The following is a 21,293-nucleotide window of genomic DNA, read 5'->3' as shown; positions in this document are numbered from 1 at the left end:
CGCGCGGGCGGCGTCGCCCGGCCGTCAGAAGTAGCCCCCGCACTCCCACTCGCCCGGCGGCACCCGGTAGGTGCACTCGTTCATCCCCGGACCCACGTAGCGGAACGACAGCTCGTACCCGTTCGCGGTCCGCCTGTACTCGAGCGGGTAGGCCTCCTGCTCCCGGCGGGGGACGGCGAGCGCGTGCGCGGCCAGGTAGCGGGGAACCAGCTCCGCGAGCGCGGCGGGATAGGCGCCCTGGGCGGCGCGATACGCCGCGAGCGCCTGCATCACCGGGTCCGCGCGCCGGTAGCCGCGCTCCGCCTTCGGACCCTTGCCGGGCGGATCGCACGCGGCAAGGAGGAGCGTCGCCGCCAGCGTCAGAAAGACGAGCGCTCGTCGGCGCCGACGAGTGGTCTGCGTCCTCACGGCGCGGGCTCCGGCGCGAAGCTGCGCGTCGCCTCCACCGCCTTCCGGTACGCCGCGACCTGCCGCTCGACCTCCGCCGCGTCCCACCCGATCCCCTCCTCGCGCGCCATCCGCCCGGCCACGGCGCGGGCGGCGGAGAGGGCGCCGTCGGGCGCCTCCAGGAAGAGGTGGAGGCGGCGCGCGAGCAGGTCTTCCAGCGTGAGCGCCATCTCGGCGCGGACGGCGTGGGGGACCTCGGCCCAGACGTAGGGCTGGCCCTCGACGATGCGCCCGCCCAGGGCGCGGTCGGCGCGGACGGCGGCCAGCAGCGCGTCGGCGTCCTCGCCGTAGGCGCGCGCCAGGCGAGCGGCCACGTCCTCGCCGATCCCCAGCTCCGCGGCCTCGCGGGCGACGCGGGCGCGGAACGCATCCCACGGCTCGCGCGGGGCGCCGGGGAGGGGGAGGTCGGCCGTGGGGGAGACGCCGCTCTCCACGCCGTGCCGCTCGCGCAGCCGCCGCGCGGCGCGGTCGACCACCTGCTCGGCCATCACGCGGTACGTGGTGAGCTTGCCGCCGGCGATGTTCAGCAGGCCGGACTTGTCCCACCAGATCTCGTGCTCGCGCGAGGTGGCGCCGGCGGAGAGCCCCTCGCTCGCGCGGCGCTGCGGGGCGAGCAGGGGGCGGATCCCGGCCCAGGTGCTCACCACGTCCGCCTCGGTGAGCCGCGCGGAGGGGAAGATCGAGTTCGCCGAGTCCAGCAGGTAGCGCACGTCCTCGGGCTCGGCACGCACGTCGGCGGGCGAGCCGGCGTAGTCGGTGTCGGTGGTGCCCACGTAGGTGTGCCCGCCCCAGGGGAGGACGAACATCACCCGCCCGTCCCGCGGCGACTGGAAGGTGATGGCGTGCCGGTTTCCCACCCGCTCGCGCCGCAGCATCACGTGCACGCCTTTCGTCGGCCGCAGCCGCGCGGGGGCGGCGGGGTCGGCCAGGCGGCGCAGGGCGTCGCTCCAGGGGCCGGTGGCGTTCATGACCACGCGCGCGCGGACCTCGAACGCCTCCGCCGCCGGGTCCAGCCGGTCGCGGACGCGGGCGCCGCGCACGACGCCGCCGTCTTTGATGAACTCGACGACCTCGGCGTGGGGGACGACCGCCGCGCCGGCCTCGTGCGCGCCGCGCGCGTTGGCCAGGGTGAGCCGCGCGTCGTCCACCGAGGCGTCGTGGTAGAGGGCGGCGCCCAGCAGGCCGTCGGCGCGTAAGCCCGGCTCCTCGCGGCGGACACCCTCGGGGCCCAGCATGCGATGCCAGGAGATGTTGCGGAAGAGGGCGAGGGCGTCGTAGAGCCACATCCCCGCCTGCAGCTTCCAGAGCCCCGTGGGGCCGCCGCGGAAGACGGGGAAGAGGAAGGCGAGGGGGTGCACCAGGTGCGGCGCCAGCTCCAGCAGGCGGCGGCGCTCGGCGCTGGCCTCGAACACCAGGCGCAGCTCGAAGCTCTCCAGGTAGCGCAGGCCGCCGTGGATCAGCCGCGAGGAGCGGCTGCTGGTGCCCCGGGCGAAGTCGCCCGCCTCCACCAGCGCCACCCGCAGGCCCCGCCCGGCGGCGTCGCGCGCGGCGGCCGCGCCGGTGACCCCGCCGCCCACCACCAGCAGGTCCCACGTCCCCTCCGCGAGGGCGCGCCGGTGCGCGTGGCGCGCGGCCGCGGAAAAGGGAGGGAAGGCGTCCGTCATCCGGTCGCCGCGGCGGGGCTGCGCATCAGGCGGAGGGCGCGCCGCGGGCGGGCTCGGCCACGTCGGTGAAGCCCAGCGCCCGCAGCAGCGAGCTGAAGGAGACGTCGGTGTGGCTGAGGACGAAGACGCCCTCGAAGGTGGTGTCCAGGAAGGTGAAGTCGGTCTCGATCATCAGCCCGCGGACCTGCTGCGCCAGCCCCTCGCGCTCGCCCTCCAGCAGCTCGGGGGTGCCGATCATCACGCCCTTCCCCAGGAAGGTGCCCAGCACGCCCACGTACGCCGCGCAGACGATGTTCCCCATCTCCATGAGCGCCGAGCGCTCCAGCGCGCCCACGCCGGAGGGGGGATCGCCGCGGCGGAGCATGAGCGCCACCATGCGCAGCGCCGTCTCGCGGGCCAGGATCAGCGAGGCGCGCTCGCCGCCGCCCTCGGTGACGCCCATGATCGGGACGGCGACCACCACCAGCGCGTCGCTCCCCGGGAACGAGCCGGCCGTCTCCGCGTCGCCGCCCACCCACTGGATGCGCGGCACGGAGATCATCACCCTGAGCCCGGTGAGCGCCGAGAGGTTCGTGGCGGCGTGGCCCGCGCCGATGTTCACCACCTCGCGGATGGCGTCGAGCTGCCTGGGGGTCACGGGGTTGTCGGTCATCGCGGGGCGTCCGGTCGGGTCAGGGCGGCGTGGCGCACGGTGGCCGGAAAGATCTCACCCGGCGCGGGCCGCCGTCCAGCCCCCGCCGGGTGCCATTCACGTTTCGAACCCATCGGCGCACAGCTCAGAGCCGCGGCGGAGTCACCCCCACCTGCCCCTGGTACTTGCCCTTGCGGTCGCGGTAGCTCACTTCGGGCCCTTCGTCGCCCTCGAAGAAGATCACCTGCGCGATCCCCTCGTTGGCGTAGATCCGCGCCGGGAGCGGCGTGGTGTTGCTGATCTCCAGCGTCACGTAGCCCTCCCACTCGGGCTCGAAGGGCGTGACGTTGGTGATGATCCCGCACCTCGCGTACGTCGACTTGCCCACGCAGAGGGTGATGACGTTCCGCGGAATCCTGAAATACTCGACCGACCTCGCCAGGGCGAAGGAGTTGGGAGGGACGATGCAGATCTCGCCCTGGAAGTGCACGAAGCTCTTCTCGTCGAAGGCCTTGGGGTCGACGATGGCGTTGTTGACGTTGGTGAAGATCTTGAACTCGTCGGCCACGCGCATGTCGTAGCCGTAGCTCGACAGGCCGTAGCTGATGGTGCCCTGGCGCACCTGCGCGTCCTCGAACGGCTCGATCATGCCGTGCTCGCGGGCCATCCGCCGGATCCAGGTATCGGGGCGTATGCTCATCGCGGAACGAGACTTGAAGGGGGTGGAGGGCCTTTTCGCGCGCGGGGCGAACGGACGCCGAAAGCCGGGGTACCGGGAGCGGCCGGACGCGCCGGGAACGTACGCGCGGGGCGGGGGCGGGGCAAGGGCCGGAAACGACCGCCATTTCGCTTGACACTGCTCCCTCGCGGGCAGTATCTTGGCCCCCGGCTCCAAACAAGTGAAGGATTTCACAAGCTCGCTGGCGAGAGGCGCCGACGGATGCTGAAGCCGTACCTCCCCGTGCTGATCCTGCTGGCCGTGTCGGTGGCCAACGCCGTCTTCATGGTGGTGCTCTCAACGGTGCTGAGCCCGGGGAAGCAGACCAGGGTCAAGGCGGCGCCGTACGAGAGCGGGATGATCCCGCTGGGGAGCACGCGCGAGCGGTTCTCGGTGAAGTTCTACGTGGTGGCGATCCTGTTCATCGTCTTCGACGTGGAGACGGTGTTCCTCCTCCCCTGGGCGGTGTCGATGCGCTCGCTGGGGTGGACGGGGTTCGCCGCCGCGATGGTCTTCATCGTGATCCTCACGGTGGGGCTCGTCTACGAATGGAAGAAGGGAGCGCTGGAATGGGACTGAGCGACACGGGCGCGACCGATCGCGATAGCACGCTCCCGGTGGTCCACCAGGGCCCGCCGGGATCGCTGCAGAAGGAGTCGGCGGAGTCCGGGCTGGCGCAGGGCGGGATCTTCTCCGGCCAGCCGAGCTTCCTCACCACCAAGCTGGACGCGGTGGTGAACTGGGCGCGCATGAACTCGCTGTGGCCGATGCCGTTCGGCACGGCGTGCTGCGCCATCGAGATGATGGCCACGGCGGCCGCCCGCTACGACCTGGCCCGCTTCGGGATGGAGCGGATGAGCTTCTCGCCGCGCCAGGCCGACCTCTTGATCTGCGCGGGCCGCGTTTCTTACAAGATGGCGCCGGTGCTGAAGAAGATCTGGGAGCAGATGCCCAGCCCGAAGTGGTGCATCTCGATGGGCGCCTGCGCCAGCAGCGGCGGGGTGTTCGACGTCTACAGCATGGTGCAGGGGATCGACACCATCATCCCCGTGGACGTCTACGTCCCCGGCTGCCCGCCGCGCCCCGAGGGGCTGATGTACGGCATCCTCATGATCCAGGAGAAGATCCGCAACTCCGCGCCCACCAGCGAGGACGAGTGGAACGCCGTGGACGAGCTGCCGGAGACGGGGAGCTACCTCCCCGAGCAGGTGGTCAACCACATCACCGCGCCCTTCGGCAACTCGACCAGCCAGAACCGCGCGAGCGGACTGGTGTCGACGGGGGCGGTGGTGCGGGTGTCGGACCGGAGGCCGTGAACTGCGAGTGTTTTAGTCCTTAGTCCTTAGTGCTTGGCAACACCGGGCTCGCGCTAAGGACTAAGCACTAAAACACTAAGGACTTCTTCGATGAGCGACGGCGACGCATTCAAGAAGGGGCTCGAGGGGCTCGACCAGGGCCCCCGCCCCTCCGACGCCGGGGCGACAGGGGCGCCGCCCCCCGCGGGCGACCTCCCGCCGCACCCCAGCGTGGACGCGCTGCGGGAGGAGTTCGGCTCCGCGGTGCTGCGCCACGAGGTCACCGCGGGCGACGAGCACATCGTCTACGTCCCCGCGGAGCAGAACCTGGAGATCCTGGGGTGGCTGCGCGACACGCCCGGGCACCGCTACGACTTCCTGCAGGACCTCACGGCGGTGGACTACGGCGGCGGGCGGGAGATCCAGGTGGTCTACCAGCTCTGGTCGATCCCCAACCGGCTGAACCTCAGGGTCAAGTGCGAGCTCCCGCTCTCCGCCCTGGAGATCAGGAGCGTCTACCACCTCTGGCGCGCCGCCGACTGGCTGGAGCGCGAGGTGTTCGACATGTTCGGCGTGGTGTTCGCGGGGCACCCCGACCTGCGCCGCATCCTGATGCCGTACAACTACGCCGAGGGGCACCCGCTCCGGAAGGACTTCCCCCTGCGCGGGCGCTTCTCGCGCGCCGAGCAGACCCGGCGGGCGCTCTCGATGAAGACCGAGGACCACTACTCGCCGCGCGAGCTGGAGATCGCCGACCTGCTGGGGCAGGCGGTGCCCGACCCCTTCAACCAGGGGGAGACGGGCGGCCAGCAGGGGCAGTTCGGCGGCATGGGAGGGACGGGCTGAGATGGCGCTGAAACGGGTGGTCTACAACGTCACGCGCAACCCGGAGCTCGCCCCGGGCGGCGCGCTGGTGCACGCGCCGATCGTCCCGGTGGAGGGCGAGGCGTACGAGGTGCACGACGACATCGCCGGCGAGCACATGCTCATCAACATCGGGCCGCAGCACCCCGCCACGCACGGGGTGCTGCGCCTGGTGCTGGAACTCGACGGCGAGACGGTGGTGCGCTGCATCCCGCACATCGGCTACCTGCACTCCTCCTTCGAGAAGCTGGGCGAGTACCGCGACTGGAACCAGGTGGTGCCGCTCACCGACCGCATGGACTACCTGGCGCCGCTGATCTACAACTGCGCCTACGCCATGGCGGTGGAGAAGCTGATGGGGGTGGAGGTCACCGAGCGCTGCAAGGTGGTGCGGGTGATCTGCATGGAGCTGGACCGCATCTTCAGCCACCTGTTGTGGCTCGGCACCACGGCCATCGACCTGGGGGCGTTCACCGTCTTCCTCTACACCTTCCAGCAGCGCGAGCTGATCTACGACCTGCACGAGCGCTTCACCGGCGCGCGCATCACCACGTCGTCGACTCGGATCGGCGGGATGATGGCCGACCTGCCGGCGGGGTGGATCGACCAGCTCAGGGCGTTCCTGGACGGCTTCGTCCCCGTGCTCGACGAGTGCGAGACGCTGCTCACCAACAACGCCATCTGGATCGGCCGCACCCAGGGCGTGGGGACGATCTCGGGCGAGGAGGCGGTGAACTTCGGCCTCTCGGGCCCGAACCTGCGCGCCTCGGGCGTCGCCTACGACGTGCGCAAGGACCGGCCGTACTACGACTACGAGACGTACGACTTCGACGTCCCCGTGGGCGAGCACGGCGACATCTACGACCGCTACCTGTGCCGCGTGGAGGAGATGCGCCAGAGCGTGCGCCTCCTCCGCCAGGCGATCGACCGGCTCCCCGGCGGCCCGATCAACGTCGACGACCCACGCGTGATCCTGCCGCCCAAGACGGCGGCGATGAACGACATGGAGTCGATGATCCACCACTTCAAGGTGGTGATGGAGGGGGTGCGCGCCCCCGTCGGCGAGAGCTGGTTCTCGGTCGAGTCGTCCAAGGGCGAGCTGGGGATGTACGTGGTGTCCGACGGCGGCAGCAAGCCGGTGCGCTGGCGGGTGCGCGGCCCCAGCTTCATCAACATCGCCGCGCTGCCGCACATGATCGAGGGGGCGCTGCTCTCCGACGTGATCGCGGTGAACGCGTCGCTCGACATCGTGCTGGGGGAGATCGACCGATGACCCACGCGGCCGGCAGGGTGAGCGACCCGCCCCCCTCGTCGTGGCCCGAGGCGAAGCAGAACCCCGGCTTCGCGGGCGACACCGGCGAGTTCGCGAGCCTCACCGAAGATCAGGTGCGCGGCCTCTCCTACGTGGGCGTGCGTCCGCTGGACGGCGGGCACCCCTCCGTCGCGGGGACGCTCCCGTACCAGGTGGCCGGGAAGGATCCCGGCGCGCCGGTCTTCGCGGGCCCGTACGAGGAGCGGCTGCAGAAGGTGCTCTCGCGGTATCCGGACAAGATGGCGGCGCTCCTTCCGGCGCTGCACATCGCGCACGAGGTGCGCGGGCACCTGTCGCCGGAGACGATGGACGAGGTGGCGGAGCGGCTGGGGGTGCCGCCGGCGTACGTGCGGGGGGTGGCCAGTTTCTACACCATGTACAACCTGGGCCCGGTGGGGAAGTACCTGATCCAGGTGTGCACCAACATCAGCTGCCAGCTCTGCGGCGGCGAGGCGGTGCTGGAGGCGTTCCTGAAGCACACGGGGACCGAGCCGGGCGAGACCAGCGCCAACGGGCTGTGGACGGTGATCGAGGTGGAGTGCCTGGGCGCGTGCGGCTTCCCCACCGCGGTGCAGATCAACGAGCGCTTCTTCGAGAACGTGCGGCCGGAGGACGTGCCGCGGGTGCTCGAGGTGCTGACGTGAACGGAAAGTGCTGAGTGCTGAGTCCTAAGTGCTTAGTCCTTAGTGTGTTAGTGAACGGAAGGGCGCAGGCGCATAGGACTTGGCACTAAGGACTAAGGACTAAAGCACTCAGGACCGCAGTCCGACCAGAGCGACGAATGGCGTATCCCTACTCGCACCCGAGCGAAGTCCGGCTCATCTCGAAGTACTTCGGCGACCCCGAGGCGCGCACCCTTCAAGGGTGGGAGCAGCGGGGCGGCTACCAGGCGCTGCGCAAGGCGCTCCAGATGGACCGCGCGGCCGTCGTGCAGACCGTGAAGGACTCCGGGCTGCGCGGGCGCGGCGGCGCCGGCTTCGCCACGGGGCTCAAGTGGAGCTTCATGCCCAAGAAGGAGCCGGGCAAGCCCCACTACCTGGTCTGCAACGCCGACGAGAGCGAGCCCGGCACCTTCAAGGACCGCGAGCTGATGCGGTGGACGCCGCACGCGCTGGTCGAAGGCTGCCTGATCGGCTGCTACGCCATCCACGCCGAGCACGCCTACATCTACGTGCGCGGCGAGTTCTTCGAGGCCACGCAGATCATGGCGAAGGCCATCGAGGAGGCGTACGCGGCCGGCTACTGCGGCAAGAACGTCCTGGGCAGCGGCGTCGACCTCGACATCACGCTCCACATCGGCGCGGGCGCCTACATCTGCGGCGAGGAGACGGGGCTGCTGAACTCGCTGGAGGGGCGCCGCGGCGAGCCGCGCATCAAGCCGCCCTACCCGGCCATCTCCGGCGCCTTCCGCGGCCCCACGGCCGTCAACAACGTCGAGAGCCTGATCGCCGCCGTGCACATCGTGCAGAACGGCGCCGAGTGGTACAAGCAGTGGGGGACGGAGAAGAGCACCGGCACCAAGCTCTTCTGCGTCTCGGGCCACGTGAAGCGGCCCGGCAACTACGAGATGGAGATGGGCTTCAACTTCAAGGAGTTCATCTACGACGTCTGCGGCGGCACCCCGTCGGGGCGGCCGATCAAGGCGGTGATCCCGGGCGGCAGCTCGGTCCCCATCCTCACCGGCGACGAGCTGGACATCGGGATGGACTACGAGGCGATGGCGGCGGCCGGGACCATGCTGGGGTGCGGCTCGGTGATCGTGATGGACGACACCACCAACATCGTCAAGGCCGTGCGCCGCATGGTGGACTTCTACGCCCACGAGAGCTGCGGCCAGTGCACCCCCTGCCGCGAGGGGACGGCGTGGGCGGCCAAGATCCTGCGCCGCATCGAGAACGGCCGCGGCGAGCCCGACGACCTGGACACGCTGCTGCAGATCTCCGACAACATGACGGGGAAGACGATCTGCGTGCTCTCCGACGCGGCGGCCGCGCCGATCGTCTCCTCGATCGAGAAGTTCCGCGCGGACTACGAGGCGCTGATGAGGGGGCCGGCGCTCGCGTCGGCTTCGAACGTCGGCGCCCCGCTCGGCGTCCGCTGACCAGAGGAAAGCAAGCGTAGATGGCCGACGCGAACCCGACCCCCGCCCCCGAGACCGTCAACGTCACCGTCGACGGTATGGAGATCACCGTCCCCAAGGGGACGCGGATCCTGGACGCCTGCGCGATGGCCGGGGTGGACGTGCCGCACTACTGCTACCACCCGGGGCTCTCGGCGCCCGCGCAGTGCCGCATGTGCCTGGTGGAGGTGGAGAAGGCGCCCAAGCTGGTCCCCGCCTGCACGGGGACGGTGGCCGACGGCCAGGTGATCCTCACCGAGAGCGAGAAGGCGCTCAAGGCGAGGGAGGGGGTGCTGGAGTTCTACCTGGTGAACCACCCGCTCGACTGCCCCGTCTGCGACCAGTCGGGCGAGTGCAAGCTGCAGGACTACGTGAGCGCCGAGGGCCCGGCGATGGGCCGCTCCAAGGAGCCCAAGCGGGTGCTGGGGCGCGACGACTTCGGCGGCGACGTGCTCTTCTACGCCGACCGCTGCGTGATGTGCACCCGCTGCGTGCGCTTCATGCGCGAGGTCGCGCAGGACGAGCGGCTGGCGGTGGTGCAGCGCGGGCACAGGAACGTCATCGACACCTTCTTCGACGAGGGGCTGGACGGGAACCTCTGGGCCGACAACATCGTCGACATCTGCCCGGTGGGCGCGCTGGTCAGCAAGGACTTCCTGCACAAGGCGCGGGCGTGGGACCTGGACCGGACTCCCTCGATCTGCCCCAACTGCTCGCAGGGGTGCAACGTGCGCCTGGAGACGCGCGACAACCTGGTGCAGCGCATCAAGCCGCGCCCCAACCCCGAGGTCAACTCGCACTGGATGTGCGACTTCGGCCGCCTGAACTACGAGTGGATCAACCGCGGCGGCCGCATCGAGGCCCCGCTGGTGCGCGACGGCGACCGCTTCGTCCCCGTCTCGTGGAGCGAGGCGCTCACCCGCCTGGCCGCGGCGCTCGAGGAGGGCCCGCTGGGCGAGGCGCGCGCCGTCGTCTCCCCGTTCATGGCCAACGAAGACCTGGGGATGCTGCGCCGGGTGATGGACGTGACCGGCGGCGGCACCGGCGTCTACCGCTGCGAGGAGGGCGAGGAAGTCGTCCTCCCCGGGTTCCCCACGCTGGCGCTGCGCCGCGACCGCGCCGCCAACGTCATGGGCGCCGAGGCGTTCGGCTTCAGCCGCGCGGGCGGGGCGGACGGGCTGGGCGGGCTGGTGGAGCCGGGCAGCTACGAGGGGAAGCTGTTCGTGCTGGGCGACGAGCTGGCGGACGGGGGCGAGGGCTTCGGGCGCCCGTCGCGGCTCTTCGTCTACATCGGCCACTTCATGGGGGCCGCCGCGCGCAACGCCCACTTCGTGCTCCCGGCGACCACGTTCGCGGAGATGGAGGGGACGTTCACCAACGTGCAGCGGCGGGTGCAGCGCTTCTGGCCCGCGCTGCAGGCGCCGGGGATGGCGCGGCCGGCGTGGCAGATCCTGGGCGTGCTGCTGGCCGGGATCAGCGACGCCTCCGCCGTGGCCACCGCCTCCGACGCCTTCCACGCGCTGGGGGAGGTGAGCCCCGCGTTCGCCGCGCTCTCCTGGGGCGAGCTGGGGCAGCAGGGGGCGGTGCTGGGGTCGTTCGCGCAGGCTGGGGATTAGTGATTTAGTCCTCAGTCCTTAGTCCTTAGTGATTTAGTCCTTAGTTCGTCCGGTTGCGAGACGGGGACGTGGGACGGAGCACTAACACACTAAGGACTAAGCACTAAGGACTTCGCACTTAGCACTTCGCACTGGGGCGTATGCAGGCAGCGATCGAGGGACTGAAACCGGTCGACGGGAGCGCCTACGTCTGGCTCTCCGCGGTGAAGGTGCTCGCCGTCTTCACCGTGGTGATGGTGGTGGTGGCGATGCTCACGCTGCTGGAGCGCAAGGTGAGCGCGTGGATGCAGGACCGGCTGGGCCCCAACCGCGTGGGCCCCGGCGGCCTCCTGCAGCCCGCCGCCGACGGGGTGAAGAACATCCTCAAGGAGGAGACCAACCCCTCCGAGGCCAACCGGGTGTTCTTCGTGCTGGCCCCCATGCTCTCCATCATCCCCGCGCTGGTCACCTTCGCGGTGATCCCCTTCGCCTCGCCCCTGCCCACGCGCTGGGGCGTGCTGCCGATGATCGTGGCCGACGTGCCGGTGGGCATCCTCTTCCTGCTGGCGCTCTCCTCGCTCGGCGTCTACGGGCTCGTGATCGCCGGGTGGGCCAGCTTCAACAAGTACGCGCTGCTGGGGGGACTGCGCGCCGGCGCGCAGATGATCAGCTACGAGATCGCGCTCGGGCTGTCGCTGATGTCGGTGTTCTTCCTGAGCGGCAACGTGGGGCTCCCCGAGGTGGTGTGGACGCAGCAGGCCATGAACCTGTGGTTCGCGCTCCCGCTCTCGGTCTCCTTCTTCTTCTTCTGGATCTCCAGCTTCGCCGAGACCAACCGGCTCCCCTTCGACCTCCCCGAGGCCGAGAGCGAGCTGGTCACCGGCTACCACACCGAGTACTCGTCGATGAAGTTCTCCATGTTCTTCATCGCCGAGTACGCGCACGTGCTCACCGTGTCGGCGCTGATGGCCACGCTCTTCCTGGGCGGGTGGGACATCCCCGGCTGGCAGGGCGACGACATGCTGGGCTTCGCGAACGGCCAGTGGATCGGCGCCGAGCCGGCGTGGTGGAAGACGCTGCTCACCTTCGGCGCCTTCGCGCTGAAGACCTTCTTCTTCATCATGGTCTTCATGCTGGTGCGCTGGACGGTGCCGCGCTTCCGCTACGACCAGGTGATGGACCTGGGGTGGAAGATCATGCTCCCGGCGGCGCTGGCCGTGGTGGTGGTGACGGCGGCCACGGTGCTGGCGCTGGACGGCTTCGGGGTGGAGATGACGCGGCTGTACTGGGGCTTCGTGCCGCTCTACGGGCTGGTGCTGACCGCGGTGAACGCGGCGATGCTGGCGGTGGTGCTCTGGGTGATGGACCGCGGGCACACGCTCTCCGGGAGCGGCTCGCTGGAAGAGAAGCGCACGCACGCGCGCGAGCTGGCGCGGCGCCGGGCCGAGGTGCGGCGGGTGCCGGTGGAGCCCGCCGCTGCCAACCAACGGGCGGGCTGAAGCGACATGGCGATCAACGTGAAGGTGATGAGGCGGCCGGTCCGGAAGTCGAGCTACATCCGGGCCACGCTCAAGGGGATGGCGCTGACCTTCCGCCACATGGTGGACCCGAAGAAGGTCACCATCCAGTACCCCGACCAGAAGAAGGAGCTTTCCCCGCGCTGGCGGGGGACGCACGTGATGGAGCGGCACGAGGACGGGCGCCCCAAGTGCGTGGCGTGCGGCCTGTGCCCCACCATCTGCCCGGCCAACTGCATCAAGCTGGTGCCGGGCGAGGACGACCAGGGGAACCGCTACCCGATCGTCTACGAGATCGACGAGTTCCGCTGCATCTTCTGCGGGATGTGCCAGGAGGTGTGCCCCGTGGAGGCGATCCACGTGGGCCAGCACTACGAGAACGCCGAGTACACGCGCGAGGGCTTCGTCTACGACCTCGACCGGCTGATGGCGCAGCAGCACCCGTCGACGCTGCTGTGGGACCCGAGCGATCCGGCGGGGGAGTAACGGCGAGTGCGTGAGTGCGGAAGTGCGAAAGTGCGTTGGTACGAGGTACGGAACTGCTTCGCACTGGCGCGTGATCGGGATTGCGTAAGCGCGAGGCCTGCCTTGCCCGCGTGGAGGGTCGGGATCGCGCTGGGTCAGTCCGCGCAGGCGGACTTCGTGTCGTTGTTGCAGCGAATTCATTCGCCCCGGGGTTCGGCCGATCCGAACAGACCCGGGGTTCGTCCGGCTTCGAAAGGCCGAAGCGATGGGTGTGACCCAGATCCTGTTCTTCTTCTTCGCGGCGTGCGCGGCGGGGAGCGCGCTGGCCATGGTCACGCGCAGGAACCCCGTGGCCTGCGCCATCTGGCTCATCGGGACGTTCTTCTCCGTGGCCGCCATCTACACGCTGCTCGGCGCCTTCTTCATCGGGATCGTCCAGATCCTGGTGTACGCGGGCGCCATCATGGTGCTCTTCCTCTTCGTCATCATGCTGCTGAACCTGGGCAGCGACTACGAGGACGACATCCGCGGCACGGGGGTGCAGGTGATGGCCGGCGGCGCCGGGCTCCTCATCGTGGCGCTCCTGGCCCGCGTGTTCGCCGGCGGCGTGCAGCCGCAGCTGGGCCGCGAGGCGGGGGCGCAGGCGCTCCTGAACGCCCAGGCCGAGCGCGGCGTGGTCGGCGTCATCGCCGAGCCGCTCTACACCACGTACGTCGTCCCGCTGCAGGCCACCGCCATCCTGCTGCTGGTGGCCGTGGTGGGCGCGGTGGTCCTCGCCAAGCGGAAGGTCTGAAACGCCGATGGAAACCATCCCGCTCGAGTACTCGCTGGGCCTCTCCGCCATCCTCTTCGCCATCGGCGTGGCGGGGGTGATGGTGCGCAGGAACGCCATCGTGCTGTTCATGTGCGTGGAGCTGATGCTCAACGCCGTGAACCTGGCGTTCGTGGCGCTCTCGCCGTACGCGGGGGTGCAGGGCCAGGTGTTCGTCTTCTTCGTGATCGCCGTGGCCGCCGCCGAGGCCGCGGTGGGGCTCGCCATCATGATCGCCGTCTTCCGGCACAAGGACTCGGTGGACGTGAAGAACTTCAGCCTGCTCCGGTGGTAGGCCGATGCTGATCCTCCTCCAGGAGGCCGCGCACGGGGCGGCCGCCGCCGCGGAAGGCGCGCACGGCGCGTTCGAGCCCGTGGCCCCGTGGCTCATCGTCGTCCTCCCCCTGCTCGGCTTCGTGCTGAACGGCGCGCTCTCGGTGATCGCCGCCCGGCGCGCGCTGCCGAAGCTGCCGCCCGTGGGCGACCCATTCTACGACCACGCGCACGAGCCCGAGCCGGGGCGCGCCCACGTGGACGCGCACGTCTACGCCACGGCCGGCGCCGAGCCCAGCGAGCAGGAGTCGCTCGACCACGGCACCCGCCCCAACCCGGTGGACGCCGCGGCCGCGGACCACGCGGACGAGGCGCATCCCGCCCACGACGCGCATCATGCCCACGGGGCGCACGACGTCCACGACGCGCATCACGCCCACGACGCGCACGACCACGCGCCGGCGGGGCCGAAGCCGTTCACGCACGTGCTGCCGTCGTTCATCGCGCCGGGGGTGCTGTTCGCGGCGTTCGCGGTGGCGGTCGCCAACTTCCTGCGCATGCGGGCGGCGCACCCCGGGGCGCCGTGGGTGCACTCGTACTGGGACTGGATGCCGGTGGGGAGCCTGCAGGTGGGCGCCGCGCTGCAGCTCGACCAGCTCTCCATGCTGATGGCGCTGGTGGTGACGGGCGTGGGCGCGTTCATCCACCTGTTCTCGGTCGGCTACATGAAGGAGGACCCCGGGTACCCGCGCTACATGGCGTACCTGAACCTCTTCGTGTTCTTCATGCTCACCCTGGTCCTGGGGGCCAACTACCCGGTGATGTTCGTCGGCTGGGAGGGGGTGGGGCTCTGCTCGTACCTGCTGATCGGCTTCTGGTTCAGGGAGAAGGCGAACGCCGACGCGGGGAAGAAGGCGTTCATCGTCAACCGCATCGGCGACTTCGGCTTCCTGATCGCCATGTTCCTGCTGTTCTGGAACGTGCGCTCGCTCGACTTCGTGAGCGTCTTCGCCGACGCGCCCGAGGCGCTGGGCTACGCCACGCCGGTGGCCACCGCGGTCGCCCTCTTCCTCTTCCTGGGCGCCGTGGGCAAGAGCGCGCAGATCCCGCTCTACGTCTGGCTCCCCGACGCCATGGCCGGCCCCACGCCGGTGTCCGCGCTGATCCACGCGGCCACCATGGTGACGGCGGGCGTGTACCTGGTGGCCCGCTCGTCGGTCCTCTACATGCTGGCGCCGTCCGCCTCGCTCGTCGTGGCGCTCGTCGGCGCGCTCACGGCGATCTTCGCGGCCACCATCGGCCTCAAGCAGTGGGACATCAAGAAGGTGCTGGCGTACTCCACCGTCAGTCAGCTCGGCTTCATGTTCGTGGCGGTGGGGCTGGGGGCGTACGTGGCGGGGATGTTCCACCTGATGACGCACGCCTTCTTCAAGGCCTGCCTCTTCCTGGGCTCGGGCGCGGTGATCCACGCCATGCACCACGCCCTGCACGCCACGCACAACCCCGCCGACGCGCAGGACATGCGCAACATGGGCGGGCTCGGGAAGTACCTCCCCGTCACCTTCGCCACCATGGCCATCGCCACGCTGGCGATCTCGGGGGTGCCGCCCTTCGCCGGCTTCTTCTCCAAGGACGAGATCATCGGCGCGGCGCTGCTCGGCGCGGAGGGGCACAACCCGTTCTCGCAGGCCCGGCTGTTCGGGATCCCGGGGAGCGCCTGGATGGGCTTCATCTGGGCCGTGCTCTCCGTCACCGCCTTCATGACGGCCTTCTACATGGGCCGCATGATGATCTACACCTTCCTGGGGCCCAACCGCACGGGCGACGAGGAGAAGAGGCACCTGCACGAGGGCGACTGGACGCTCACCCTGCCGCTCGTCGTGCTCGCCATCCTGTCGACGGTGGGCGGCTTCCTGAACGTGGACCCGCGGGTGCCGCTGGTGAGCGCCTTCGACTTCGGGCAGGGCGCGGCGCTGCACGAGTGGCTGCACCCGGTGCTGGCCCCCGCCGACGCCGTGGTGCGCGCCAACCTGGGCGAGCTGGCCGAGCCCGAGCACGCCCCCTGGCCGATCTTCTTCGCCATCGCCATCGGCCTGGGCGGGCTGCTGGCCGCCTGGCTGCTGATCGGGCCGAAGGCGCGGCGGATCGGCGACGCGGCCGCCGAGCCGGCGTACCGGGGGACGCCCGAGCGGGTGCTGTACAACAAGTGGTACGTGGACGAGCTGTACGACCGCGTGGTGGTGCGCCCGACGCACGGCCTGGCGCGCTCCTTCGCGCGGCTCGACATGGGGCTCATCGACGGCCTGGTGGACTTCGCGGGGCGCACCTCGCAGGCGGTGGGGCTGGCGCTGGGGCGGCTGCAGACGGGGCAGCTCAACACCTACGCCGTGGTGCTGGTGGTGGGCGTGCTGCTGGTGCTCGGCAGCTTCGTGGCCTTCTGACGGCGGGAGCCAAAGGGACGTGGACGACATTCTCCGGGGTCACGGGATCCTGACCTTCCTGATCTTCTTCCCGCTGGTGGCCGCGCTCGCGGCCTGGCTGGCGGGGGAGAGGCACGCCAAGCGGGTGGCGCTCGCCGCCGGGATCATCGAGTTCCTGGCCTCGGTGCCGCTCTTCTGGGCCGTGCGGCCGGGCGCCCCGACGACGTGCCAGATGACGGCGGTGGCCGGGCTCGCGAAGACGGAGGTGCGGCAGGTGCCCCTGTTCCAGAACTGCGCCGACTACGTGTGGTTCGGCGACTGGGGGATCCACTACCGCATCGGGATGGACGGCATCTCGCTGTTCATGGTGCTGCTCACCACGCTCCTCCTGCCGCTGATGGTGCTGGGGTCGTGGACGTACATCCGCGACCGCCAGCGCGGCTTCTACGCGTCGCTGCTGGCGCTCACCTCGGGCGTGGTGGGCGTCTTCCTGGCGCTCGACATGTTCCTCTTCTACGTGTTCTGGGAGGTGATGCTGATCCCGATGTACTTCCTGATCGGGATCTGGGGCGGGAGGGAGCGCGTGTACGCGGCGGTGAAGTTCTTCCTCTTCACCACGGTGGGCTCGCTGCTGATGCTGGTGGCGATCCTCTGGCTCTTCTGGAAGCAGTACTCGCTCAGCGGGGTGCCGAGCTTCTCGTACTTCGACTTCCTGGGCCTGGCGCTCACGGCGCGCCAGCAGCTGTACCTCTTCCTGGCGTTCGCGCTGGCGTTCGCCATCAAGGTGCCGGTCTTCCCCTTCCACACCTGGCTGCCGCACGCGCACGTGCAGGCGCCCACGGCGGGCTCGGTGATCCTGGCGGGGGTGCTGCTGAAGATGGGGACCTACGGCTTCATCCGCTTCGGGGTGCCGCTCTTCCCGTACGTGTCGGACCACCGGGTGATCGTCACCTGGGCGATGGCGCTGGGGCTGGTGGGGATCCTGTACACGGCGCTGGTGGCGGCCGCCCAGCCCAACGCCAAGAAGCTGGTGGCGTACACCTCGGTGGCGCACCTGGGCTTCGTGATCATGGGGATCTTCGCGTACAACCTGCAGGGGATGCAGGGGGCGCTCCTGGTGATGATCGGGCACGGGCTCTCCACGCCCATGCTCTTCTTCCTGCTGGGGATGATGTACGAGCGGCGCCACACCTACGAGATCGACGACTTCGGCGGGCTGGCGGCCTCGGTGCCGCTCCTGGCCGCGATGCTGGTGTTCGCGGGGATGGCCAGCGTGGGCCTGCCCACCACCAGCGGCTTCGTGGGCGAGTTCCTGGTGCTGGTGGGCGCCTTCGGCTCGCAGCCGTGGTTCGCGCTGCCGGCGGCGCTGGGGGTGATCCTGGCCGCCTACTACATGCTGCCGATGGTGCAGAAGGTGGCCTTCAACGCGCTGTCCAGGCCCGCCAACCGCACCATCCCCGACCTGAACGGGCGCGAGCTGGCGGTGCTGCTGCCGCTGGTGGCGCTCATCCTCTGGATCGGGCTGTACCCGAAGCCGTTCCTGGAGCGCATGGAGCCGGCCGCCCAGCACATCCTGGCCCAGGTGCAGCACGACCGCCGGGCGCCCGAGGTGCCGGACGCGCCGGTGGTGGCGTCGACCGCGGGCGCGGCGGCGGAGGACGGGGGGGCGCGATGATGCAGGCGACGCTCCCCGTGGCGGCGCCCGCCGCCGAGTACTTCTGGCCGCTCCTCCCCGAGATCGTGCTGGCCGCGTGGGCGATGCTGGTGCTGGTGGTGGACGTGGCGCTCAAGGGCGACCGCGCCGGGCCGTCGCGCCCCGTGGTGGGGTGGCTGTCGCTGGCGGGGCTCCTGGCGGCGGCGGTCGCCAACGCCTTCCTGCTGGGCCCGCCGGTGGCGGTGGACGGGCGCGCGGCGATGGTGGCGATGGACCCGTTCCGGGTGTTCGCCAACTTCGTGATCCTGGGCTCGGCGGCGCTCACGCTGCTGATGTCGGCGGGGTACCTGGACCGCCGGGGGCTGAACCGCGGCGAGTACCACGCGCTGGTGCTCTTCGCGGCGCTGGGGATGATGCTGATGGCCGGCGCGCGCGACCTGATCATGGTGTTCATCGCGCTGGAGCTGATGTCGGTGGCGGTGTACGTCCTGGTGGGCTTCGACCGGCTGGACGCCCGGAGCGCCGAGGCGAGCCTCAAGTACTTCCTGCTGGGCGCCTTCTCCAGCGCCTTCTTCCTGTTCGGGATCGCGCTCACCTGGGGGGCCACGGGGAGCAGCGACGTGCCCACCATCGGCAGCCTGGTGCTGGCGCGCGCGGTGCCGATGACGCCGATGCTGCTGGCGGGGATGGGGCTCCTGATGGTGGGGTTCGGCTTCAAGGTGGCGGCGGTGCCGTTCCACATGTGGACCCCCGACGCGTACGACGGCGCGCCCACGCCGATCACCTCGCTGATGTCCACGGGGGTGAAGGCGGCGGCGTTCGCGGCGTTCATCCGCGTGTTCCTGGTGGGGTTCCAGGGGGCGTACGACCAGTGGGTGCAGATCGGGGCGGCGGTGGCGATGGCCACCATGGTGGGCGCCAACCTGATCGCGATGACGCAGGGGAGCGTCAAGCGGATGCTGGCGTACTCGTCGATCGCGCACGCGGGGTACCTGCTGGTGGCGCTGCTGGCGATCCGGGGCGGCGAGGGGGCGGCGGCGTTCCTCTTCTACCTGCTGGTGTACACGCTGATGACGGCGGGGGCGTTCGCGGTGGTGATCGCCAACTCGCGCGAGGACGGCGAGGAGCGGGTGGCGCTGGAGGACTGGCAGGGCTTCGCGGCCGAGAAGCCGGCGCTGGCGGCGGTCTTCTCGGTGTTCCTGCTGTCGCTGGCGGGCTTCCCGCTCACGGCGGGGTTCCTGGGCAAGCTGTACATCATCCGCGCGGCCGTGGCCAACGGGCTCACCATGCTGGCGGTGGTGCTGGTGCTCACCTCGCTGGTGTCGTACTTCTACTACCTGCGCATCGTGGTGGTGATGTACATGCGCTCCCCCCGCGCGGCCGGCGAGCACCACGCGGCGCGCCTGTCGCGCCCGGCGTGGGTGGCGGCGGGGGTGGCGGCGGTGCTGGTGGTGGCGCTCTTCTTCGCGGGGAACCTGCCGATGCGGTGGGCGCGCACGAGCGCCGGCTCGCTCTGGGCCACCTCCGGGCAGACGACGACGCCGGCCGCGCCGTCTCCGACGTCCCCGACGGCCCCCGTGGCGCGCGCGCCCTGAAGCGGAGAAAGCACGCGGGAAAGCACGGAAGTACGGAGGTACGAAAGTACGAGGTACGAAGGCTGCGTGGAGTAGCGTGGTTCCGTACTCTCGTACTTTCGTACTTTCGTACTCAGGCACCCGGCACTCAGCACCCGGCACGGATCGATGGACCAGCACGAGGAGGAGGGGAAGGAGGCGAAGGGCCGGTGGCCGTTCGGCAAGGCCGGCACGGCGGCGGCGGGGCTCACCGCGGCCGCCGCGGCGGCGTACGCCGTGTACCTGCTGGGGGCCGGGCGCGGGCGCCGCAAGCCGGTCACCGAGCTGCCGAACGCGCTGGGGATGCGCATCGAGTACGTCCCCTGGGGCGACGTGCACTACGCCTACTACACGCGCGAGGGGCGCGGCCACCCCCTGGTGCTGCTGCACTCGATCAACGCGGTGGCCTCGGCGCACGAGATGCGGCCGCTGGCCCGGGCCTTCCTGCGCGAGCGCGAGCGGCCGGTGCACGCGCTGGAGTGGATCGGCTTCGGGCACAGCGACCGCCCCGACATCGACTACACGCCCGACGTGCTGGAGGACCAGCTCGAGCACTTCCTGGAGCGGGTGATCCGCCCGGCGGGGGGCGCCGACGTGGTGGGCCTGTCGCTGGGGGCCACGTACGCGGCGGAGGTGGCGCGGCGGCGGCCGGACCTGATCCGCTCACTGGTGGCGGTCGAGCCGGCGGGGCTGGGCGGCGAGCCGGCGGAGATCGGGCGGGGGTGGAGGCGGCTCCTCTTCACCCTGCCCGGGGTGCAGCGCGCCTTCTACGACCGGCTCACCACCCCCGAGGCGCTCTTCGAGTTCGCGCGCGAGAACCTGTTCACCCCGGAGTTCGGCGTTCCCGAGGAGTACGTGGACTTCGGGGCGCAGACGGCGCGGGTGGAGGGCGCGCCGCGGCCGCTGGACGACTTCCTGAGCGGCCGGATGTTCCCCGAGGAGGCGCTGGAGACGTTCAAGCGCCTGCGCCAGCCGGTGCTGATCATCCACGGCACGGTGGAGAGCCGGCGGCTGGAGAGCTTCACCGGGCTCCCCGAGCTGGAGACGCGCCCGAACGTGACGGTGGTGGGCCTGCCCACCGGTGCGCTGCCGCACTGGGAGCGCGCCCGCGAGGTGGTGCAGCGCGTCCGCGAGTTCCACGAGCAGCTGGACGGGGCGCCGCGGCGGGCGGCGGAGTAGGGAAAGTGCGAAGTGCGAAGTGCGAGGTGCGAAGTGCGAATCCGGAGGCAGTACGAAGCGCGAGGTGCGGCCTGCCGGTTTTCCGCACTTCGCACTCAGGACTTCGCACTGAGATGTTCCCCACGAACGGAGCGTTGAGGCGATGACGGAACTGAGACGGCACGCGCGGTACGCCCTCGTCCTCGCCACGGCGCTGCTGGCGGCGGGGTGCGACCGGGGCGGCGGCGACGAGCAGGCCGGGGCGGCGGTGGACGTCGACACCACCAACAAGGACTGGGCGGACGGGCTCTCGACCAGCCAAGTGCAGGCGGAGGCCAAGGCGATGACCCCCGAGGAGGCCGCCCGCAGCGGGATCGCCGACGCCGGCATCCACGTGGAGAACCTGGGGAGCGCCGACTCCACCCCCGCCGGCGCGCAGAACAACGACACCACTCCGTCCGCTCCCGCACCGGCGCCGGCGGCCCCCACGCGACGCGACACGGCGCCGAAGGCGCAGCGGTAGACCGGTCGTCACCGATGCGGCCCGTCCCTCTCCGGAGCACCGGGGAGGGACGGGTCTTTCGTGTCCGGTGCTGTCATACCACGTTTCCGAGCATTGTTCTGGTTCGCGAGAAACAGATTGGCATCACACAGAGGACACGGAGGACACGGAGAGAACTTCAATCTCTCCGCTGTTCCTCTGTGTTCTCTGTGCCCTCTGTGTGAGACCTTTTCAG

At 70.4% G+C, this 21,293-nt stretch carries 20 protein-coding genes; 16 read left to right on the top strand and 4 right to left on the bottom strand.

What is annotated here, in order from left to right:
• Window positions 1-24: 24 nt before the first annotated feature.
• The 4 genes from VF746_23505 to dcd form a co-directional block, all read right to left on the bottom strand.
• Window positions 25-408 (bottom strand): hypothetical protein, encoded by a 384-nt coding sequence (locus VF746_23505; protein ID HEX8695399.1) that lies wholly within the window; start codon window positions 406-408, stop codon window positions 25-27.
• A complete protein-coding gene (locus VF746_23500; GenBank protein ID HEX8695398.1) occupies window positions 405-2,111 on the bottom strand; it encodes a glycerol-3-phosphate dehydrogenase/oxidase in 1,707 nt (568 codons plus the stop codon). The genes VF746_23505 and VF746_23500 overlap by 4 nt, the downstream gene beginning before the upstream one ends.
• Before the next feature lie 25 nt (window positions 2,112-2,136).
• Window positions 2,137-2,763: a chemotaxis protein CheC gene (locus VF746_23495; protein ID HEX8695397.1), complete on the bottom strand. Its 627-nt coding sequence runs from the start codon at window positions 2,761-2,763 to the stop codon at window positions 2,137-2,139.
• Window positions 2,764-2,887: 124 nt separating this feature from the next.
• The gene (gene dcd / locus VF746_23490) at window positions 2,888-3,442 is read right to left on the bottom strand and encodes a dCTP deaminase (protein ID HEX8695396.1); all 555 of its coding nucleotides are present in this window, start codon (window positions 3,440-3,442) and stop codon (window positions 2,888-2,890) included.
• A 240-nt stretch (window positions 3,443-3,682) separates the two neighbouring features.
• On the opposite strand from dcd, the gene ndhC reads away from it, so the two are divergent.
• The 16 genes from ndhC (at window position 3,683) to VF746_23410 (ending at window position 21,079) form a co-directional block, all read left to right on the top strand.
• A complete protein-coding gene (gene ndhC / locus VF746_23485; protein HEX8695395.1) occupies window positions 3,683-4,039 on the top strand; it encodes an NADH-quinone oxidoreductase subunit A in 357 nt (118 codons plus the stop codon).
• Window positions 4,030-4,776 carry an NADH-quinone oxidoreductase subunit NuoB gene (gene nuoB, locus VF746_23480; protein ID HEX8695394.1) on the top strand — a complete coding sequence of 249 codons (747 nt, stop codon included), beginning with the start codon at window positions 4,030-4,032 and terminating at the stop codon, window positions 4,774-4,776. Before ndhC ends, nuoB begins: the two co-directional genes overlap by 10 nt.
• Window positions 4,777-4,866: 90 nt before the next feature.
• Window positions 4,867-5,601, top strand: coding sequence for an NADH-quinone oxidoreductase subunit C (locus VF746_23475; protein ID HEX8695393.1), 735 nt, complete (start codon window positions 4,867-4,869; stop codon window positions 5,599-5,601).
• A 1-nt stretch (window position 5,602) separates the two neighbouring features.
• Window positions 5,603-6,892, top strand: a complete 1,290-nt coding sequence (gene nuoD / locus VF746_23470) for an NADH dehydrogenase (quinone) subunit D (protein ID HEX8695392.1) — start codon at window positions 5,603-5,605, stop codon at window positions 6,890-6,892.
• The gene (locus VF746_23465) at window positions 6,889-7,575 is read left to right on the top strand and encodes an NAD(P)H-dependent oxidoreductase subunit E (GenBank protein HEX8695391.1); all 687 of its coding nucleotides are present in this window, start codon (window positions 6,889-6,891) and stop codon (window positions 7,573-7,575) included. The genes nuoD and VF746_23465 overlap by 4 nt, the downstream gene beginning before the upstream one ends.
• A 137-nt stretch (window positions 7,576-7,712) precedes the next feature.
• A complete protein-coding gene (gene nuoF / locus VF746_23460; protein ID HEX8695390.1) occupies window positions 7,713-9,032 on the top strand; it encodes an NADH-quinone oxidoreductase subunit NuoF in 1,320 nt (439 codons plus the stop codon).
• A 20-nt stretch (window positions 9,033-9,052) separates the two neighbouring features.
• A complete protein-coding gene (locus VF746_23455; protein ID HEX8695389.1) occupies window positions 9,053-10,666 on the top strand; it encodes a molybdopterin-dependent oxidoreductase in 1,614 nt (537 codons plus the stop codon).
• Between the two features lie 140 nt (window positions 10,667-10,806).
• The gene (gene nuoH, locus VF746_23450) at window positions 10,807-12,144 is read left to right on the top strand and encodes an NADH-quinone oxidoreductase subunit NuoH (GenBank protein HEX8695388.1); all 1,338 of its coding nucleotides are present in this window, start codon (window positions 10,807-10,809) and stop codon (window positions 12,142-12,144) included.
• A 6-nt stretch (window positions 12,145-12,150) separates the two neighbouring features.
• On the top strand, window positions 12,151-12,648 hold the full coding sequence (locus VF746_23445; GenBank protein ID HEX8695387.1) for an NADH-quinone oxidoreductase subunit I: 498 nt from the start codon (window positions 12,151-12,153) through the stop codon (window positions 12,646-12,648).
• A 250-nt stretch (window positions 12,649-12,898) separates the two neighbouring features.
• A complete protein-coding gene (locus VF746_23440) occupies window positions 12,899-13,420 on the top strand; it encodes an NADH-quinone oxidoreductase subunit J (GenBank protein HEX8695386.1) in 522 nt (173 codons plus the stop codon).
• 7 nt (window positions 13,421-13,427) lie between these two features.
• Complete coding sequence (gene nuoK, locus VF746_23435) at window positions 13,428-13,733, top strand: NADH-quinone oxidoreductase subunit NuoK (GenBank protein ID HEX8695385.1); 306 nt, start codon at window positions 13,428-13,430, stop codon at window positions 13,731-13,733.
• Between the two features lie 4 nt (window positions 13,734-13,737).
• Entirely contained in the window at window positions 13,738-16,152 is a 2,415-nt protein-coding gene (nuoL, locus tag VF746_23430; GenBank protein HEX8695384.1) for an NADH-quinone oxidoreductase subunit L, read from the top strand.
• Between the two features lie 19 nt (window positions 16,153-16,171).
• Window positions 16,172-17,806, top strand: coding sequence for an NADH-quinone oxidoreductase subunit M (locus VF746_23425; GenBank protein HEX8695383.1), 1,635 nt, complete (start codon window positions 16,172-16,174; stop codon window positions 17,804-17,806).
• Window positions 17,803-19,380, top strand: a complete 1,578-nt coding sequence (locus VF746_23420; GenBank protein HEX8695382.1) for an NADH-quinone oxidoreductase subunit N — start codon at window positions 17,803-17,805, stop codon at window positions 19,378-19,380. Before VF746_23425 ends, VF746_23420 begins: the two co-directional genes overlap by 4 nt.
• A gap of 147 nt (window positions 19,381-19,527) precedes the next feature.
• Window positions 19,528-20,577, top strand: coding sequence for an alpha/beta hydrolase (locus VF746_23415; protein HEX8695381.1), 1,050 nt, complete (start codon window positions 19,528-19,530; stop codon window positions 20,575-20,577).
• Window positions 20,578-20,719: 142 nt separating this feature from the next.
• A complete protein-coding gene (locus VF746_23410; GenBank protein ID HEX8695380.1) occupies window positions 20,720-21,079 on the top strand; it encodes a hypothetical protein in 360 nt (119 codons plus the stop codon).
• Window positions 21,080-21,293 lie beyond the last annotated feature (214 nt).

Source organism: Longimicrobium sp., assembly GCA_036389795.1.
Lineage (GTDB): Bacteria > Gemmatimonadota > Gemmatimonadetes > Longimicrobiales > Longimicrobiaceae > Longimicrobium.
The sequence above is the reverse complement of the archived record's forward strand: the minus strand, read 5'-3'. Positions and strand labels throughout refer to the sequence as shown.

What these genes read in the sequence shown, in the direction of transcription:
- VF746_23500 (HEX8695398.1), bottom strand. Translation starts at nt 2,111, where the DNA reads ATGACGGACGCCTTCCCTCCCTTTTCCGCGGCCGCGCGCCACGCGCAC.
- VF746_23475 (HEX8695393.1), top strand. Translation starts at nt 4,867, where the DNA reads ATGAGCGACGGCGACGCATTCAAGAAGGGGCTCGAGGGGCTCGACCAG.
- nuoB (HEX8695394.1), top strand. Translation starts at nt 4,030, where the DNA reads ATGGGACTGAGCGACACGGGCGCGACCGATCGCGATAGCACGCTCCCG.
- nuoL (HEX8695384.1), top strand. Translation starts at nt 13,738, where the DNA reads ATGCTGATCCTCCTCCAGGAGGCCGCGCACGGGGCGGCCGCCGCCGCG.
- VF746_23410 (HEX8695380.1), top strand. Translation starts at nt 20,720, where the DNA reads ATGACGGAACTGAGACGGCACGCGCGGTACGCCCTCGTCCTCGCCACG.
- VF746_23420 (HEX8695382.1), top strand. Translation starts at nt 17,803, where the DNA reads ATGATGCAGGCGACGCTCCCCGTGGCGGCGCCCGCCGCCGAGTACTTC.
- dcd (HEX8695396.1), bottom strand. Translation starts at nt 3,442, where the DNA reads ATGAGCATACGCCCCGATACCTGGATCCGGCGGATGGCCCGCGAGCAC.
- VF746_23495 (HEX8695397.1), bottom strand. Translation starts at nt 2,763, where the DNA reads ATGACCGACAACCCCGTGACCCCCAGGCAGCTCGACGCCATCCGCGAG.
- nuoH (HEX8695388.1), top strand. Translation starts at nt 10,807, where the DNA reads ATGCAGGCAGCGATCGAGGGACTGAAACCGGTCGACGGGAGCGCCTAC.
- VF746_23455 (HEX8695389.1), top strand. Translation starts at nt 9,053, where the DNA reads ATGGCCGACGCGAACCCGACCCCCGCCCCCGAGACCGTCAACGTCACC.
- nuoD (HEX8695392.1), top strand. Translation starts at nt 5,603, where the DNA reads ATGGCGCTGAAACGGGTGGTCTACAACGTCACGCGCAACCCGGAGCTC.
- VF746_23445 (HEX8695387.1), top strand. Translation starts at nt 12,151, where the DNA reads ATGGCGATCAACGTGAAGGTGATGAGGCGGCCGGTCCGGAAGTCGAGC.
- nuoF (HEX8695390.1), top strand. Translation starts at nt 7,713, where the DNA reads ATGGCGTATCCCTACTCGCACCCGAGCGAAGTCCGGCTCATCTCGAAG.
- ndhC (HEX8695395.1), top strand. Translation starts at nt 3,683, where the DNA reads ATGCTGAAGCCGTACCTCCCCGTGCTGATCCTGCTGGCCGTGTCGGTG.
- VF746_23415 (HEX8695381.1), top strand. Translation starts at nt 19,528, where the DNA reads ATGGACCAGCACGAGGAGGAGGGGAAGGAGGCGAAGGGCCGGTGGCCG.
- nuoK (HEX8695385.1), top strand. Translation starts at nt 13,428, where the DNA reads ATGGAAACCATCCCGCTCGAGTACTCGCTGGGCCTCTCCGCCATCCTC.
- VF746_23465 (HEX8695391.1), top strand. Translation starts at nt 6,889, where the DNA reads ATGACCCACGCGGCCGGCAGGGTGAGCGACCCGCCCCCCTCGTCGTGG.